Annotated in this window: 12 protein-coding genes; 6 read left to right on the top strand and 6 right to left on the bottom strand. The window is 73.4% G+C overall.

Features of this window, described 5'->3' with window-relative positions:
* Window positions 1-190 precede the first annotated feature (190 nt).
* Window positions 191-766: a hypoxanthine phosphoribosyltransferase gene (gene hpt / locus ABTW72_RS10760; RefSeq protein WP_112582849.1), complete on the bottom strand. Its 576-nt coding sequence runs from the start codon at window positions 764-766 to the stop codon at window positions 191-193.
* 100 nt (window positions 767-866) lie between these two features.
* Entirely contained in the window at window positions 867-1,055 is a 189-nt protein-coding gene (locus ABTW72_RS10755; protein ID WP_146755403.1) for a hypothetical protein, read from the bottom strand.
* 99 nt (window positions 1,056-1,154) lie between these two features.
* On the opposite strand from ABTW72_RS10755, the gene ABTW72_RS10750 reads away from it, so the two are divergent.
* A complete protein-coding gene (locus ABTW72_RS10750; protein ID WP_112641047.1) occupies window positions 1,155-2,117 on the top strand; it encodes a GlxA family transcriptional regulator in 963 nt (320 codons plus the stop codon).
* Between the two features lie 14 nt (window positions 2,118-2,131).
* Here ABTW72_RS10750 and tilS read toward each other — a convergent pair whose 3' ends face one another.
* The 3 genes from tilS to dacB form a co-directional block, all read right to left on the bottom strand.
* On the bottom strand, window positions 2,132-3,124 hold the full coding sequence (gene tilS / locus ABTW72_RS10745) for a tRNA lysidine(34) synthetase TilS (RefSeq protein ID WP_350857072.1): 993 nt from the start codon (window positions 3,122-3,124) through the stop codon (window positions 2,132-2,134).
* Window positions 3,125-3,134: 10 nt separating this feature from the next.
* Window positions 3,135-4,205 (bottom strand): Rv3626c family coenzyme F420 biosynthesis-associated protein, encoded by a 1,071-nt coding sequence (locus tag ABTW72_RS10740; RefSeq protein ID WP_350857069.1) that lies wholly within the window; start codon window positions 4,203-4,205, stop codon window positions 3,135-3,137.
* 94 nt (window positions 4,206-4,299) lie between these two features.
* Window positions 4,300-5,700, bottom strand: coding sequence for a D-alanyl-D-alanine carboxypeptidase/D-alanyl-D-alanine endopeptidase (gene dacB, locus ABTW72_RS10735; RefSeq protein ID WP_350857863.1), 1,401 nt, complete (start codon window positions 5,698-5,700; stop codon window positions 4,300-4,302).
* 595 nt (window positions 5,701-6,295) lie between these two features.
* On the opposite strand from dacB, the gene ABTW72_RS10730 reads away from it, so the two are divergent.
* Complete coding sequence (locus tag ABTW72_RS10730; RefSeq protein ID WP_091403280.1) at window positions 6,296-6,802, top strand: inorganic diphosphatase; 507 nt, start codon at window positions 6,296-6,298, stop codon at window positions 6,800-6,802.
* 32 nt (window positions 6,803-6,834) lie between these two features.
* On the opposite strand, the gene eccD is transcribed toward ABTW72_RS10730, so the two are convergent.
* A complete protein-coding gene (eccD, locus tag ABTW72_RS10725; protein WP_350857066.1) occupies window positions 6,835-8,238 on the bottom strand; it encodes a type VII secretion integral membrane protein EccD in 1,404 nt (467 codons plus the stop codon).
* 101 nt (window positions 8,239-8,339) lie between these two features.
* Here eccD and eccCa point away from each other — a divergent pair, with 101 nt between their 5' ends.
* The 4 genes from eccCa to ABTW72_RS10705 all read left to right on the top strand — a co-directional run bounded on the left by eccCa (window position 8,340) and on the right by ABTW72_RS10705 (window position 15,327).
* Window positions 8,340-12,323, top strand: coding sequence for a type VII secretion protein EccCa (eccCa, locus tag ABTW72_RS10720; RefSeq protein ID WP_350857063.1), 3,984 nt, complete (start codon window positions 8,340-8,342; stop codon window positions 12,321-12,323).
* 74 nt (window positions 12,324-12,397) lie between these two features.
* The gene (mycP, locus tag ABTW72_RS10715; protein ID WP_350857061.1) at window positions 12,398-13,738 is read left to right on the top strand and encodes a type VII secretion-associated serine protease mycosin; all 1,341 of its coding nucleotides are present in this window, start codon (window positions 12,398-12,400) and stop codon (window positions 13,736-13,738) included.
* Window positions 13,739-13,790: 52 nt separating this feature from the next.
* The gene (locus ABTW72_RS10710) at window positions 13,791-14,582 is read left to right on the top strand and encodes a phosphatase PAP2 family protein (protein ID WP_350857058.1); all 792 of its coding nucleotides are present in this window, start codon (window positions 13,791-13,793) and stop codon (window positions 14,580-14,582) included.
* A gap of 37 nt (window positions 14,583-14,619) precedes the next feature.
* A complete protein-coding gene (locus ABTW72_RS10705) occupies window positions 14,620-15,327 on the top strand; it encodes a phosphatase PAP2 family protein (RefSeq protein WP_350857055.1) in 708 nt (235 codons plus the stop codon).
* Window positions 15,328-15,343 lie beyond the last annotated feature (16 nt).

Genomic DNA, 15,343 nt, shown 5'->3' with positions numbered 1-15,343 from the left:
GGGAGTCCGGCTCGGCCACCCGAGCGCCCGGTCACGCGATCGAGAGGGTCGAGCGCGGAGAAACCTCCGGGCCACCGTGCTACACGGTAACCGCATCAGCTGAGAGCGCGCTGAACGTCGGCTTGATGGATGCCGATACAAGTCGGGCTCATGTCGACCGCCGGTCCGTCGCGACGGGTCGGGCCCGGCGTCAGGAGCGGGCGTAGACCTCGGGCTTGAGCACACCGACGTACGGCAGCTCCCGGTAGCGCTCAGCGAAGTCGAGACCGTACCCGACCACGAACTCGGTGGGGATGTCGAAGCCGACGTACTTCACCGGGACCGGCACCTTCACCGCGTCCGGCTTGCGGAACAGGGCGACCACCTCGACGCTCGCCGCCGAGCGCGACTCGAGGTAGCGCAGCAGCCAGGAGAGCGTGAGCCCGGAGTCGACGATGTCCTCGACGACGACCACGTGCCGACCGGCGATGTCCCGGTCCAGATCCTTGAGGATGCGGACCACCCCGGAGGAGGTGGTGCCCTGGCCGTAGGACGAGATGGCCATGAAGTCGAGCTCCGCCGGCGGGCCGTTGCGGCCCAGCGCCCGGGCGAAGTCCGCCATGAACATCACCGCGCCCTTGAGAACGCACACCAGCAGCAGCCCGTCGCCCACGTGGGCGTAGTCGGCGGAAACCTGCTTGGCCAGCTCCGCCGTCTTCTCGCGGATCTGCGCCTCGGAGATGATCACGTGGTCGATGTCGGCGTCGTACCAGGAGCCGTCAGCCATGACTCCTAGCCTGCCGTACGTCGGATGGCCTCCGTCGGCGGGGCCGCACCTTTTGGCGCGGTCCCGCCGAGGATTTTCTGCGCAAATAACGCTAATCACATCAGTTGGTACGTGACCGCCAGCGGCGGCCATCGTCGCTCGGCTTCCAGTCGGCCGAATCGTGGCTGTCGGCGGTGAGGCCGGCCGCCGAGGCGGCGGCGAGGAGGACGAGGAACAGGAGGATGAACAGGAACTCCATGGCGGCGCTCGCTTTCGCATGATTGCTGTGGGTTTCGCCGCCGGTGCGCACCGGACTGAGACCAGTCTGCGACCTCACGAAGCGACCGGACAGTGGCAGGGATGCCATTGGTCATCGATTTACTGCCACCTGTCGGGTTACCCTCGTCACATGCTGCGGTCCGTTGCCGTTCTCGCCCTCGACCAGGTCGCTCCCTTCGAGCTCGGCGTGCTCGCCGAGGTGTTCGGCACCGACCGGACAGCCGACGGTTTCCCCGCCTACCGCTTCCAGGTGTGCAGCCCCGACGGCGCGCCCGTGCGTACCTCGTCCGGCTTCCACCTCACCCCCCACGCCGACCTCGGCCCGGTCGACGAGGCCGACCTGGTGGCCATCCCCGCGCACAGCCAGGGCACCACCGTCCCCGCCCCGGTGCTCGACGCGCTCCGCCGGGCCGACGCCCGCGGCGCGCACCTGTTCAGCGTCTGCTCCGGAGCCTTCCTGCTCGGCGAGGCCGGGCTGCTCGACGACCGCGAGTGCACGACCCACTGGCGGTACGTGGACGAGCTGCAACGCCGGCACCCGCGCGCCCGGGTGCGGTGCAACTCGCTCTACGTCCAGGACGGCCGGTTGCTCACCAGCGCCGGCACGGCGGCCGGCATCGACGCGTGCCTGCACCTGATCCGCCAGGAGCACGGTTCGGCCACCGCGACCCGGCTGGCCCGGCGGATGGTGGTCCCGCCGCACCGCGACGGCGGCCAGTCCCAGTACGTCGAGGCGCCCATCCCGAAGGCGCCCGAGGCACCCACCCTCGAACCGGTGCTGGAGTGGCTGATGGGCCACCTGGACCGGACGATCACCGTGGAGGAGTTGGCCGCCCGCGCCGGCATGGCGCCCCGCACGTTCGCCCGCCGGTTCCGCGCCGAGACCGGCACCACCCCGCACGACTGGCTCACCAACCAGCGGGTGCTGCTCGCCCGGCGGCTGCTGGAGGAGACCCCGTTGAGCGTGGAGGCGGTGGCCGACCAGTCCGGCTTCGGCGACGCGGCCGCGTTGCGTCACCACTTCAGTCGCCGGGTCGGCGCCACCCCGCACAGCTACCGGACCACCTTCCGGGACCGGGCGCACAGCGGCTGAGACCGGCCGGCCGGTCAGGCGGGGCGCACCGACGCCAGCCGGCCGTCGCGGCGAAACACCCGGACACCGCCGGGCAGATCGGCCGGGCCCTGACCGTGCCAATCGGTCACCAGGGCGTCCAGGGCGGCGACGTGCCGGTGCGACAGGGCACCGGGCAGCGCACCCGACTCGCGGGCCCAGGAGTGCAGCACCCGGCCGCGTACGGCGGGAACCAGGCCCAGCAGCGCCGGCACGGACAGCCCTCCGTCGGGGCACCGGGCCGCCGCCAGTGCCGTCCCCGCCAACTGGTCGAGCGCGGCGTTGTCGGCGGCCACCAGCCGGGCGGTCCGCGCCAGGTTGTCCACCACGCCCGGCCCGAGCGCCCGCACCAGCGCCGGCAACAGGTCGCCCCGCACCCTCGACCGGGCGTACGACGGGTCGCTGTTGTGCGGGTCCTGCCACGGGCTCAGCCCGAGGACGGCGCAGGCGGCGCGCGTCTGCTCTCGACTGATCTCCAGCAGCGGGCGCAGCAGTGGCACCCCGCCCAGATCGCGCCGGGCGGGCATTCCGGCCAGCCCTCGTGGGCCGGCACCCCGGGCGAGCGCGAGCAGCACCGTCTCCGCCTGGTCGTCACGGGTGTGCCCGGTGAGCACCGCGACGGCGCTCTGCTGCCGGGCCGCCTCGGTCAGCGCCTGGTAGCGGGCCTCGCGGGCGGCCGCCTCCGGCCCACCGGGACGCCCGGCCACTTCCACCCGGACCACCGTCGCCGACGCGAAACCGACCCCTCGCCCCCAGGCGGCCACCGCCTCGGCGCGCTCCGCGGAGCCGTCCTGCAAGCCGTGGTCGATGGTCACGAGCGCCGCGGCGCGGCCCAGCCTCGGCGCCACGAAGAGGGTGGCCGCCGCGAGCGCGAGCGAGTCGGCACCACCGGAGCAGGCGACCAGCACCGGACCACCGGACGGCAGACCGGTCAGGGCGCGGCGGACCGCCACCCGGATCGCGGCCACCGGCGGAGCGAGCGCGGCCACCGGCGGGTGGTCAGCCAGCGGCCGGAATGGTGCCGGCCGGGCCGTGCACCCGGGCGACCCAGGCGTCCGGGTCACCCAACTCCGACAGTCGAGGCAGGGTCAGCGGCGAGTTGAAGATCGAGTTGAAGCCGTCCATGCCGACGCGTTCCACCACCCCGTGCACGAACTTGCGCCCCTCGGCGTACTGGCGCATCTTGACGTCCACCCCGAGCAGTCGGCGGATCGCCTTCTCCAGCGGGTTGCCCGCCTCCCGGCGTCGGTTGAACGACGCCCGGATCCGCTCCACGCTCGGGATCACCTGCGGGCCGACGCCGTCCATCACGAACTCGGCGTGCCCCTCCAGCAGGGTCATCAACGCGGTGAGCCGGTCCAGTACGGCCCGCTGTGCCGGGGTCTGCACGATGTCCAGCACGCTGGTGCGGCTGTCCGGATCGCGGACCGCGTCGGACAACGTGGCCACTCCGCGCCGCAACCGCTCGACAAGGTGCTCACTGCCGCTGGACGAGGCGTCGACGAACGCCTGCACCTCGCTGAGGAAGTAGGCCCGCATCCACGGCACGGCCGTGAACTGGGTGCGGTGGGTGACCTCGTGCAGACACACCCAGAGCCGGAAATCCCGGGGGTCGGCGCCGAGCTTGCGCTCCACCTCGACGATGTTCGGTGCGACCAGCAGCAGTTGGCCCGGGTCAGCCGAGAAGACCTCGTACTGGCCGAGCACCCGGCCGGAGAGGTAGGCCAGCACCGTGCCGGCCTGCACCCCGGTCAGCCGGGACCCGATCGCCTCGGTCAGCGCGCCCGGTTGCTTGTCGCCGGAGAGCCGACTCACCAGCGGAGTGATCACCTCGCGGAGACCGGCGATGTTGGTCGCGGCCCAGTCGCGGCGATCGACCACCCGGACCGGCGGATGCGACACCTGCGCCCGCAACCCCGTGTAGTCGGCCACGTGCCCGGCCGCCTCGTCGGTCAGCCGACGCAGGTCGCCGACCACGTCGGTGGCTTCCGCGTACGACACGCGGGGGCCAGACTTGCTCAACGCCCCCGCCGTGGCGGCGGCCAGATCCCAGTCCACGAACTGCGCCATGAACCCACCGTACCCGCGCCGCGACACCCCGGCCCGGGCTCGCGCCCTCGATCGACGCCGATGGCGACCGCGTCGCCCCCCGAACCGGCGACGGTCAGCCGCAGCCGCAACCGGCCAGCGCGGCGGCGATCCGGTCCAGTGCCGGCTGGGCGGTGTCCCGGTCTCCCGGCACCTTGTCGGTGAGCACCGCGAAGGTCAACAGCCGACCGTCGGCGGTGGTGACCAGGCCCGCGATGGAGTGCACACCGGTCAGGGTGCCGGTCTTGGCCCGGACGCTGCCCGCGCCCGCGGCGGTGCCCGCGGTGTTGCGGTAGCGCTCGTTCAGCGTCCCGGACCAACCGCCCACCGGCAGACCACCGAAGACGCCGGCCAGCTCCGGATGATCCGGACTGGCGGCCAAGCGGACCAGATCGGTCAGCAGCGACGGGCTGATCCGGTTGAGCCGGGACAGCCCGCTGCCGTCGGAGACGCTGATCTCGTCGGCGGGCAGGCCCAGTTCCGCCACCTCTGCGTCCATGGCGGCGGCGCCGCCGTCGAACGAGGCGGGCTGGCCGCGGGCCAACGCGACCTGTCGGGCGAGCGCCTCGGCCACCAGGTTGTCGCTCTCGCTGATCATGACGTCGACCAGCCGGATCAGCGGCGGAGACTGCACCACGCCCAGTTCGGTACCCGGCGCCGGGCTGGCACCGGCCGCCGCCTGAGGCGGTGCCGCGCCCCGCTTCACGGTGTCGGTCGGCACCCCGAGCAACCGGGCGAACGCTTTGCCGGCGGCCAGGTCCGGCTCGGCGAACCGCGGGGCGGACCCGTGCTCGACGCCCGGGTCGGTACGCGCGCCGTCGGTCATCAACGCGGTCACCGCGCCGCCCGAGCCGCCGGTGGGGATGTCGTCGTCCCAGCCGGGGCCGTAGACCGGCCCGGAGTAGACCGAACCATCGACGGTGACACTGGTCGGGGGCGTGCCGCCGAGCGCGGTACGCACCTGGGCGGCCAGGTCGTCGAGGCGCGCCGCACCCGGGTAGTAGCCCTTCTTGTTGATCGCGAGGGTCGGGTCGCCGCCCCCGACGATCACCACCTCGCCGGCCTTCGCGCCGGCAACCGCACGAGTGGGAATCCGATAGCCGGGCCCCCGGGCCGCCAGCACGGTCACCGCGGTCGCCAGCTTCGTCACCGAGGCGGGCACGGTGCCGTCGTCCGCCCCCTTGGCGAACAGCGTCTGACCGGTGATCACGTCGGCGACCGAGACGTTCACCCGGTCGCCGAGGGCGGCGACGCCGACCAGTGGATCGAGCGCGGCCCGAACCCCGTCCGGGGTGGGCACCGGGGCGTTCGAATCCGGCCCGCCCAGCACGTCCGACGGAGCGGGTTCCGGAGTCGCGCCGACCGCGTTCGGCCCGGCGCCGGCGTCGTCGCCCAGCCACCCGGCGACCGGGCCGGGACGGGTGATCACGACTCCGACGCTGGCGAGCACCAGCAGGAGCACGGCGGCCAGCACCATCGGCAGCCGCCTCCGGCGGCGCGGCGCGGCGGGTACGGGCGCGGGCGCGGCGTCGGCGGGTGCCGGCAACGCGGAGATCGGCGGGCCCACCGGGGGCACCCCGCCGGGGGCGGTCGGTCCGGGACCGAACGACGGGCTGACCGGCGCAGGGCTGACCGGGACCGTGGCACTGCCGCGTGGCGGACCGCTCACCGGTTGCTCACCGCCGGCTGCCGGGAAGTGGCCGGCGTTCGGAGCGGGCGACGCCGGCCCGGCCGGCGGGCGCCAGGGCAGCGGTGGGGGCCGCTCGGGCACCGTCTCCGGTGCCGGGGGCGCGGCTTCGGGCGCCCGTGGGAGGTGCGCCTCCGGCACCGGGACCCGCCCCTTGGCGCTGCCGGAGCCGGATCGTCCGGTACCGTGCGCAGAGCCCCCGTCCGGGCGGTAGTGTGAATCTTCCCTCCCCACGACCCCCTCCTCCCCCAGCGAAAATCGGCTTGGGTGACACTACTTCGGTCCGAAGACTATGCGGCGGCCGGAGTCGGCGGGTGGCATTCACCTGTCCGGAGGGCCGCCATTGGTTCCGTTAGCCAGCGTGGGCAGACGAGGGAGCGTGCAGATGGATTTCGACGTGACGGTTGAGATCCCCAAAGGTCACCGGAACAAGTACGAGGTGGACCACAAGACCGGCCGGATCCGGTTGGACCGCACCCTCTTCACCTCCACCCAGTACCCGGCCGACTACGGGTTCATCGAGGGCACGCTGGGTGAGGACGGCGATCCGCTGGACGCCCTCGTGCTGGTCCCCGAGCCGACCTTCCCGGGTTGTCTGATCCGCTGCCGCACCATCGGCATGTTCCGGATGACCGACGAGAAGGGTGGGGACGACAAGGTCCTCTGCGTGCCCTACGAGGACCCCCGCCAGGAGCACCTGCGCGACATCCACCACCTGGGCGAGTTCGACCGCCTGGAGATCCAGCACTTCTTCGAGGTCTACAAGGACCTGGAGCCCGGCAAGTCGGTGGAGGGCGCGACCTGGGTCGGCCGCACCGAAGCCGAGGCCGAGATCCACGCCTCCTACCAGCGGGCCAGGGACGCCGAGGCGCGCGGCGAATCCATGCACTGATCGACCGCTGACGCACCGGGCCCGGGGGCCGCTCAACCGAGCAGCCCCCGGGCCCGGTCGTACAGGTCGAGCACCGCGCAGGCGATCGGCACCACGGCGACCACCAGGGCCGTGTCGGTGAGGTCCGCGATCCTCCCGAGGTACGGCGAGACCGGCCGGCGGGCGTACCCGGTGCCGCTGGCGACCGCCACCAGGGCCAGCGCCGCCCCGCCCAGGACCAGCACCAACCGCCCGGTCTCGTCGGCCCGACCGACCAGCACGACACCCAGCGCCGCATAGCCGGCCAGCCCGGCGAGCACCGTCGGCACCCGGTGTCGCAGCGCCACGAACAGCCGCGACCGCAGCAGCAGCACGGCCGAGGTGACCGCCACCAGCACCCGACCGGCCGTGCCACCGGCGACCACGAGTACGACCGCGGTGGCCACCACCAGCAGCGCGTGGCCGATCAGCATTCCGGTGAGCATCTCCTCGGTGCGGATCACCGCGGCGTGCACCCGGCCCCGGTCCGGCAGATCCCGCACCCGCTCCGGCTCCTCCGCTGAGGTGGCGGCCGGCAGGGTGATCGGCGGCAGGGGCAGCTTGCCCAGCCGGATGGCCAGCAGCGGAATCACGCCGACGGCGAAGACCAGTGCGCTGAGCAGCACCGCCGCCGTACCGGCCGTGGTCATCAGCAGCCCACCGAGCGCGGCGCCCGCGCCGATCAGGCCGACCGTGACACCGGCCACGAAGACCCGCAGCCGACTGGCCACCCCGAGGAGACCGATCAACGCGGCCAGCAGCAGCGCGACCGAGCCGGCCAGCAGTTCGGGAGCGCCCACCCAGCGGGCCGGCCCGAACGGCCCGACCGGGTCGCCGGAGCCGACGGCCAGGGCACCGGCAGTGAACGCGTAGGGCAGCGCGTACCCGCCGAGCGTCGCCCCGGCGGCGCCGTCGCCGTTGGCGCGCGAGGCGACCGTGCCGGCCACTGTGAGCACCAGCGCCACCACGACGGCCGCCAGCCAACCGGCCCGGTGCGTCGGGCCACCGGCGAACAGCGCCAGCAGTCCGACCGCCAGTGGCACTGCGGCACCGGCCAGACCGGCCGCCCGGGTGGCGGTGGGCGACCAGGCGCCGCCGCGGCGGCGAGCACCGTCGGCGATCGCCTCGATGACGTCGTCGTACTCCAACTCGGGCCAGTGCGCGCGGGCCGGCACGAGGTGCAGCACCTCACCGTCGCGCACCCCCTGCGGCAGCAGCGCCTGTGCGGTCACCAGCAACGCCCCGTCGGTACGGCGGAGCACCCAACCGCCGTGCTGCTCGCCGTCGTCGGCCAGCCCGACACCGGCGTGCCGGAGCACGTCGGGCAGCAGCTCAGCCAGGGGCACCTGCTCCGGCAGGGCGACGTCCACCCGTCGTTGCGGCGCGCTGATGGTGACGCGTGCCAGCCCGGTAGTCATCGACTGGTCTCCATATCGAGGGGGATCGGAGGCTGCGCGGACGACAGGACTTTACCTACCATGAGCCAGGCTCGGGTTACCCAGCGCTGTCAGGAGGCCGAGTGTCCACCGTCGTCATCAAGCGCCCACCGCGCCGACCAGCGCCGGAGATTCCCGCCGGTGAGCTGTCGGTCGACGCACCGCCGGAGATCCCCCTCGCGACCGGCGGGCGGTGGCAGCAGCTGCTCATGCTGCTGCCCATGCTCGGCGGCACGGTGGCGATGGCGATGATGTTCGGTCGGGGCGGCGGGGCCTACTCGTACGTGGTGGGCGGCATGTTCGGGCTCTCCTCGTTGGCGATGCTGGTGACGTCCTGGGGCAGCGCCTCCGGCACCCCGAAGAAGTCCGAGATGATGGCCGCCCGCAGGGAGTACCTGCGCCACCTGGCCACGCTGCGGCGGCGGGTCCGGCGGACCGCGGGCCAGCAACGGGCCGGGCTCTACTACCGGCACCCGGACCCGGGCCGACTCTGGTCGACGGTGGACAGCCACCGGGTCTGGGAGCGGCGCCCCGCCGACCCCGATTTCGCTGTGGTGCGGGTCGCCGTCGGGCCGCAGACACTGGCCACCCCACTGGTCCCACCGGTCACCCGGCCGCTGGAGGAGCTCGAGCCGATGACCGCCGGCGCGTTACGCCGCTTCCTGGACGCGTACTCAGTGGTGCCGGACCTGCCGGTGGCGCTGTCGCTGCGCAGCTTCGCCCGGGTGCACGTACGATCCGTCGGCCGCGGCCGGGCGATCACCCCGACCACCGGCGGGCCAATCACCGGCGACCCGGCGGCGCAGGCGCTGGTCCGGGCCGTGCTGACCCAGCTGGCGGTCTTCCACGCCCCCGACGAGCTGCTCGTCGCGGTCTGCGCCGGTCCGGAGCGCCGCGCCTGCTGGGAGTGGGTGAAGTGGCTCCCGCACGCCCACCATCCCGGCCGCACCGACGCGCTCGGCCCGGTACGCCTGGTCACCAGCTCGGCCGCCGAGTTGGAGTCGCTACTGACCGACGTGCTGGCCACCCGGTCCCGGTTCAGCCCGGCCGGCCCCGCCACCGACGGCCCGCACGTGGTGGTGGTCCTCGACGGCGGCGACCTGACCGGTGCCAGTGACCTGACCGGCGACGGCGGCATCGACGCGGTCACCGTGCTGGACCTGGACACCCCGCCGCCCCGACTGTTGGACCGGTACGCGCTGCTGCTGGAGTTGCACGGCCGGCTGCTGCACTCGCGGTCGTCCGACGGGCACGCCGAGGTGGGCACCGCCGACCAGTTGGACCTGGCCGACGCCGAGGCGGTCGCCCGACGGTTGGCGCCGCTGCGGCTCGCCGGCGCGGCCCGCGGACCGGACGCCCCGCTCCAGGCCGACCTGGGCCTCCCCGAGCTGCTCGGCCTCGGTGACCCGGAAAGCTTCACAGCGGAGCAGGGCTGGTTGCCGCGCTCGGCACGGGACCGGTTGCGGGTGCCGATCGGGGTCGGCGTGGACGGCGGTGCCATCGAGCTGGACCTCAAGGAGTCCGCCCAGGACGGCATGGGCCCGCACGGCCTGCTCATCGGGGCGACCGGCTCCGGCAAGTCCGAGCTGCTCCGCACGCTGGTGCTGGGGCTCGCCGCCACGCACAGCTCCGAACAGCTCAACTTCGTGCTCGTCGACTTCAAGGGTGGCGCCACCTTCACCTCGTTCGACCGGCTGCCGCACACCGCAGCCGTGATCACCAACCTGGCCGACACGTTGCCCCTGGTCGATCGCATGGTGGACGCGATCAACGGGGAGTTGGTACGCCGCCAGGAGTTGCTGCGGCGGGCCGGCAACTTCGCCAGCGTGCGCGACTACGAGCGGGCCAGGGCGGCCGGCAGTCCCCTCGCCCCGCTGCCGTCGCTGCTGCTGATCTGCGACGAATTCTCGGAGCTGCTCTCCGCCAAGCCCGACTTCATCGACCTGTTCGTGCAGATCGGCCGGTTGGGCCGGTCGCTCGGCGTGCACCTGCTGCTCGCCAGCCAGCGCCTGGAGGAGGGCCGGCTCCGCGGGTTGGACACCCACCTGTCGTACCGGATCGGGTTGCGCACCTTCTCGGCGCTGGAGTCCCGGACGGTGCTCGGCGTGGCGGACGCGCACGAGCTGCCCCGCTCACCGGGCCACGGCTACCTGCGTGCCGGCACCGACCCGCTGGCCCGCTTCAAGGCCGCGTACGTCTCCGGTGCCGTCCGCCGTCGGGCGGCGCCGGGCGGTGTCGCCGCCGAGGGGGGCACGCGGCTGCTCACCTTCACCACCCACGTCGTACCGGTGCCCGAGCCGGCGGCCCCGGTCGTGCCCGTCGTGGCGGAGGGGGAGGGCAGCAGGACACTGCTCGACCTGCTGGTGGACCGGCTCGTCGGGCAGGGCCCGCCGGCGCACCAGGTCTGGCTCCCGCCGCTCGGACAGCCGCCGGCCCTGGACGAGCTGCTCGGTCCGGTCGAGGTGCACCCGAGACGCGGGCTGACAGTGGGCAACCCGGAGCTGCACGGGGCACTCGGCGTCCCGATGGCGGTGGTGGACAAACCGCTGGAGCAGCGCCGGGACCTGCTCTGGCTGGCGCTGGACGGCGCTGCCGGGCACGTCGCGGTGGTCGGTGCGCCGCAGAGCGGCAAGTCCACCGCCCTACGCACGCTGATCTGCGCGCTGGCGCTCACCCACACACCGGCCGAGGTGCAGGTCTACTGCCTCGACTTCGGCGGCGGCGGGTTGGCCGCGCTGCGCGACCTTCCGCACGTCGGCGGGGTGACCGGCCGCGCCGACCCGACCGCCGTACGACGCACCGTCGGCGAGATGACCACCCTGCTGGTCGACCGGGAACGCCGCTTCGCCGAGCTGGGCGTGGAGTCGATGGCCGCGTACCGCCAGCGTCGAGCGGCAGCGGGGACGGCCGGGCAGCCCGGTACCGACCCGTACGGCGACGTGTTCCTGGTGATCGACGGGTGGACCACCATCCGCGGCGAGTACGACGACCTGGAGCCACTCGTCACCGACCTGGCCACCCGGGGTCTGTCGTACGGGCTGCACGTGGTCGCCACCGGGCTGCGCTGGCTGGATTTCCGCCCGGCGATCCGGGACCTCTTCGGCTCCCGACTGGAGCTGCGCCTCGGTGACCCGGCCGATTCGTTGGTGGCCCGGCGTGCCGCCGCCAACGTGCCGGAGCGCTCCGGCCGAGGGGTGACAGCGGAGGGCCTGCACTTCCTCACCGCGCTGCCCCAGCTCGGTACCGCCGGCGGAGACACCGCCGACCTGGTCAAGAGGGCCGCCGACGGGTGGGCGGGTGCTCCGGCGCCCCGGGTGCGCCTGCTCCCGCCGGTGCTGCCGTACGCCGATCTGGACCTCACCTCGACCACCGGGCTGCGGCTGCCGATCGGGATCGCGGAGGCGGACCTGCGCCCGGTGTTGCTCGACTTCGCCACCGAGCCGCACTTCGTGGTCTTCGGGGACTCGGAGTGCGGCAAGTCGTCGTTCCTGCGCGCGCTGGCCACGTCGATCATCACCCGGTTCACTCCCGAGCAGGCCCGGGTGATCCTCGTCGACTACCGGCGCAGTCTGCTCGGTGCCATCGAGACGCCACACCTGATCGGGTACGGCACCGCGGCGGCTCACACCGCCGACCTGGTCGAGTCGGCCGCTGGTTACCTGGAGCGGCGGGCTCCGGGGCCGGAGGTCACCCCGCAGCAGTTGCGGGACCGGTCCTGGTGGTCCGGGCCGGAGCTGTTCGTGCTGGTGGACGACTACGACCTGGTGGCGGCGGGGCCGGCGAACCCGTTGCGCGCCCTGGAGGAGCACCTGCCGCACGCCCGGGACATCGGGCTGCACCTGGTGCTGGCCCGCCGGTCCGGTGGGGCGAGCCGGGCCCAGTACGAGCCGATCGTGCAACGTCTGCGGGAGCTGTCCACGGCCGGCCTGGTGATGGCGGGCAGTCCCGAGGAGGGCGCACTCGTCGGGCCGGTACGACCCGGACCGCTGCCACCGGGACGTGGTCGGCTGGTCACCCGACGGGAGGGCGTACGCCTTGTTCAGCTGGCGCAACTGCCGCCGCAATGACCTGACTCGCCGGTTCTTCCCGTGACGGGTGGGGAAACCGGTAATCTCCGATCGTCATGGTTCCGTCGGGATGAATGGCTGGGTATGTGACTGGGGTGCGGTACAGCGGTCCGTCAGCGGCCCGACGAGCGACCGGCCGGGCGCTGCTCGGCGTGGCCGCGGCGCTTGCCGTCGTGGCCCCGACCGCGGCAGCCGTGCCGGTCGCCCCGCCCACGAACGGTGGACAGCTCGCCGGCGCGCCGATGGCGTTCGCCCCCGGTGACGCCGTCGCCCGCACCGATCAGGTCCGCGACGAGCAGTGGCAGCTCGACGAGTTGCAGGCCGAGACGGCGTGGCGCAGCTCGACCGGCCGTGGCGTGACGGTGGCGGTGGTCGACTCCGGAGTGGACGGCAACCACCCCGACCTGGTCGGCCAGGTGCTGCCCGGCAAGGACCTGGTTGGCCCCGGTGGCGCCCCGGGCCCGGATCCGGTGGGTCATGGCACCACGGTCGCCGGCCTGATCGCCGGGCGCAACGACGACAAGCGGGGTGTGGTCGGCCTGGCACCGGACGCCCGGATCCTGCCGGTCCGTGTGCTGGACGAGGAGAACCGCTACGACGACGCGCTGATCGTCGCCCAGGGGGTCCGCTGGGCGGTCGACAACGGCGCCCGCGTGATCAACCTGTCGCTGGGCGGCAGCGGCGACAGTCCGGCCCTGGCCGCCGCCCTGGACTACGCGTTCGTACGGGACGTGGTCGTCGTCGCCTGCACCGGCAACCTGGCCACCTCCACCAGCACCAAGGTCTGGTACCCGGCTCGTGAGCCGGGTGTGATCGCGGTGTCCGGTCTGGAACGCAGCAGCGACAACCTGTGGTCCGGCTCGATCACCGGCCGGGCGACGGTGCTCACCGCTCCCGCCAGCGGGCTGGTCGGCGCCAAGCCGCCCGGCGGGTACTGGCGGGTGCAGGGCACCAGCTTCGCCGCGCCACTGGTGGCGGCGACCGCCGCGTTGGTCCGGTCCCGCTATCCGCAGATGCCCGCTGGTGAGGTGGTCAACCGGTTGTTGGCCACCGCCCGGGACGTGGGCCCGACCGGTCGGGACGACCGCTTCGGGTACGGGGTGGTCGACCCGGTGGCCGCGTTGACCGCTCAGGTGCCGCCGGTGACCGCCAACCCACTCGATGACCAGACGTCGCCGGGCGTGACCGGTTTCGGTCCGGCGCCCGGCTCGGCCGACGACGATCCGGTGGCCGGTGCCGGTAGCGATCCACTCGGTCTCGCCGCATCCGGTCAGCAGAGCCGCTGGACGGCTCGGGCGGCGGGCGGTCAGGACACCTCGGCGCCGGAGCAACTGTGGACCACTGTCGTGCTCCTCGTCGCTCTGGTCGGCGGTGCGGCCCTGATGGTGCGCCGGCTGCGTCAGCGGACCCGTTGATCGAGACCGACCGGCAGGCCTGAGCGGCTGCCCGGCCGGGTAGAACGGACCCATGAGTACGCACCAGCCGCCTACCCTCGCCCCCACCGGCCAGCCGTCCTGGCGGCACCGCCGCTTCGACCCGGACCATGCGCTGGGTCTGCGGCTCACCCTCGCCGCGACGGCGGCGTTCCTGGTGCTGGTGCCGTTCGCGCTGCTCACACTGCTGGTGCTCGGCGCCTGGGCACCGCTGCACCGGCTGGACACGGCGGTCACCGACGCGCTGCACGGCTACGCCCAGGATCACCCGGCCTGGGTCGTGCTGATGCGGGTCTGGACCGAGGTGTTCGCACCGATGCCACTGCGCGCCGTCGCCCTGCTCCTGGTGGTCTGGCTGCTGCGCCGGGGAGCCCGCCGGCTGGCCCTCTGGGCGGCCACCACCATGGTCGTCGGCGGGTTGGTCGGTCCGCTGCTCAAGTTGCTGGTCGGCCGGGACCGGCCGGAGTTGCTGGACCCGGTGGCCCGGGCAGCCGGCTACTCGTTCCCCTCCGGGCACGCGCTGAACGCCACCCTGGCCGCCGGGGTGCTCGTGCTGGTGCTCCTGCCGTACGCCGGGCGGGGGGCGGCGCGGGCCGCGCTCTGGGTGGCGGCGGTCCTGCTCACTGTGGTGACCGGGCTGAGCAGGGTGACGCTGGGCGTGCACTTCACCAGCGACGTGGTGGGAGGATGGTTGCTCGGTGTGGCAGTGGTCGCGGCTACCACCGCCGCGTTCACCAGTTGGCGGGCACACACCGGTCTTCGGCCGGTCCGGCCGACCCGCGACGGCGTCGCTCCCGAGGTCGAGCGGGAGCCGGGAGCGGCCTGAGGAGTGAGGACGAGGTCGGCCGGGTACTGGCCGACCCATGTCCGAGACCGCGGTCCAGATCGTCCGGCGGGTGCTGCTGCCGGTGTCCCTCCTGCTCGGGCTCATGGTGCTGCTCGGGGTGCTGGTCACCCGGGTGTTCGCCAGGACCTGGCCGTTCACCGTGGAGGACACGGTGAACCGGGAGCTGGCCGCCGACCGCACCGGCGACTGGAACAACGTCTCGCTGGTGTTCAGCACGCTGGCCAGCACCCAGATGATCGTCGTGGTCACCGTACTGGTGGCATTGGCGCTGCGGCTCTGGCTGAAGCGCTGGCGCGAGCCGCTGTTCCTGTGCGCGGCGGTGACCGCCCAGGCGCTGGTGTTCCTGCTGACCACGCTGGCGATCGACCGTCAGCGGCCGGCGGTGGAGCACATGGACGTCTCGCCACCCACGTCGAGCTTTCCGTCCGGGCACACCTCGGCGGCGGTGGCGCTCTACGTCGGCATCGCCGTGCTGCTGGCGCTGCGGGCACGGAGCACCGGCGCGAAGGTCGCCTGGTGGACGCTGCTGCTGATGGTGCCGCTGGGCGTGGCGATGACCCGGATGTACCGGGGAATGCACCACCCGAGCGACGTGGTGGCGTCCTTCCTCAACGGCGGTACGTGCGTCGCGATCATGGCCCGTGCCGTGCTGGACCGGGGGCTGCGGTGGGGCCGGGCGAAGCTACCGACCGTCGGGCGTCGCGCCCAGCCGGCTCGGAGCTGAGCTGACCCCGCAGCCA

This window comes from Micromonospora sp. NPDC127501 (genome assembly GCF_040302185.1).
GTDB lineage: Bacteria > Actinomycetota > Actinomycetes > Mycobacteriales > Micromonosporaceae > Micromonospora.
This window is presented reverse-complemented; position numbering and strand designations above follow the sequence as displayed.

Coding starts and splice junctions, on each gene's coding strand:
- hpt (WP_112582849.1), bottom strand. CDS start 766: ATGGCTGACGGCTCCTGGTACGACGCCGACATCGACCACGTGATCATC.
- ABTW72_RS10750 (WP_112641047.1), top strand. CDS start 1,155: ATGCTGCGGTCCGTTGCCGTTCTCGCCCTCGACCAGGTCGCTCCCTTC.
- ABTW72_RS10740 (WP_350857069.1), bottom strand. CDS start 4,205: ATGGCGCAGTTCGTGGACTGGGATCTGGCCGCCGCCACGGCGGGGGCG.
- dacB (WP_350857863.1), bottom strand. CDS start 5,700: ATGGTGCTGGCCGCCGTGCTCCTGCTGGTGCTCGCCAGCGTCGGAGTC.
- ABTW72_RS10730 (WP_091403280.1), top strand. CDS start 6,296: ATGGATTTCGACGTGACGGTTGAGATCCCCAAAGGTCACCGGAACAAG.
- eccD (WP_350857066.1), bottom strand. CDS start 8,238: ATGACTACCGGGCTGGCACGCGTCACCATCAGCGCGCCGCAACGACGG.
- mycP (WP_350857061.1), top strand. CDS start 12,398: ATGGCTGGGTATGTGACTGGGGTGCGGTACAGCGGTCCGTCAGCGGCC.
- ABTW72_RS10710 (WP_350857058.1), top strand. CDS start 13,791: ATGAGTACGCACCAGCCGCCTACCCTCGCCCCCACCGGCCAGCCGTCC.
- ABTW72_RS10705 (WP_350857055.1), top strand. CDS start 14,620: ATGTCCGAGACCGCGGTCCAGATCGTCCGGCGGGTGCTGCTGCCGGTG.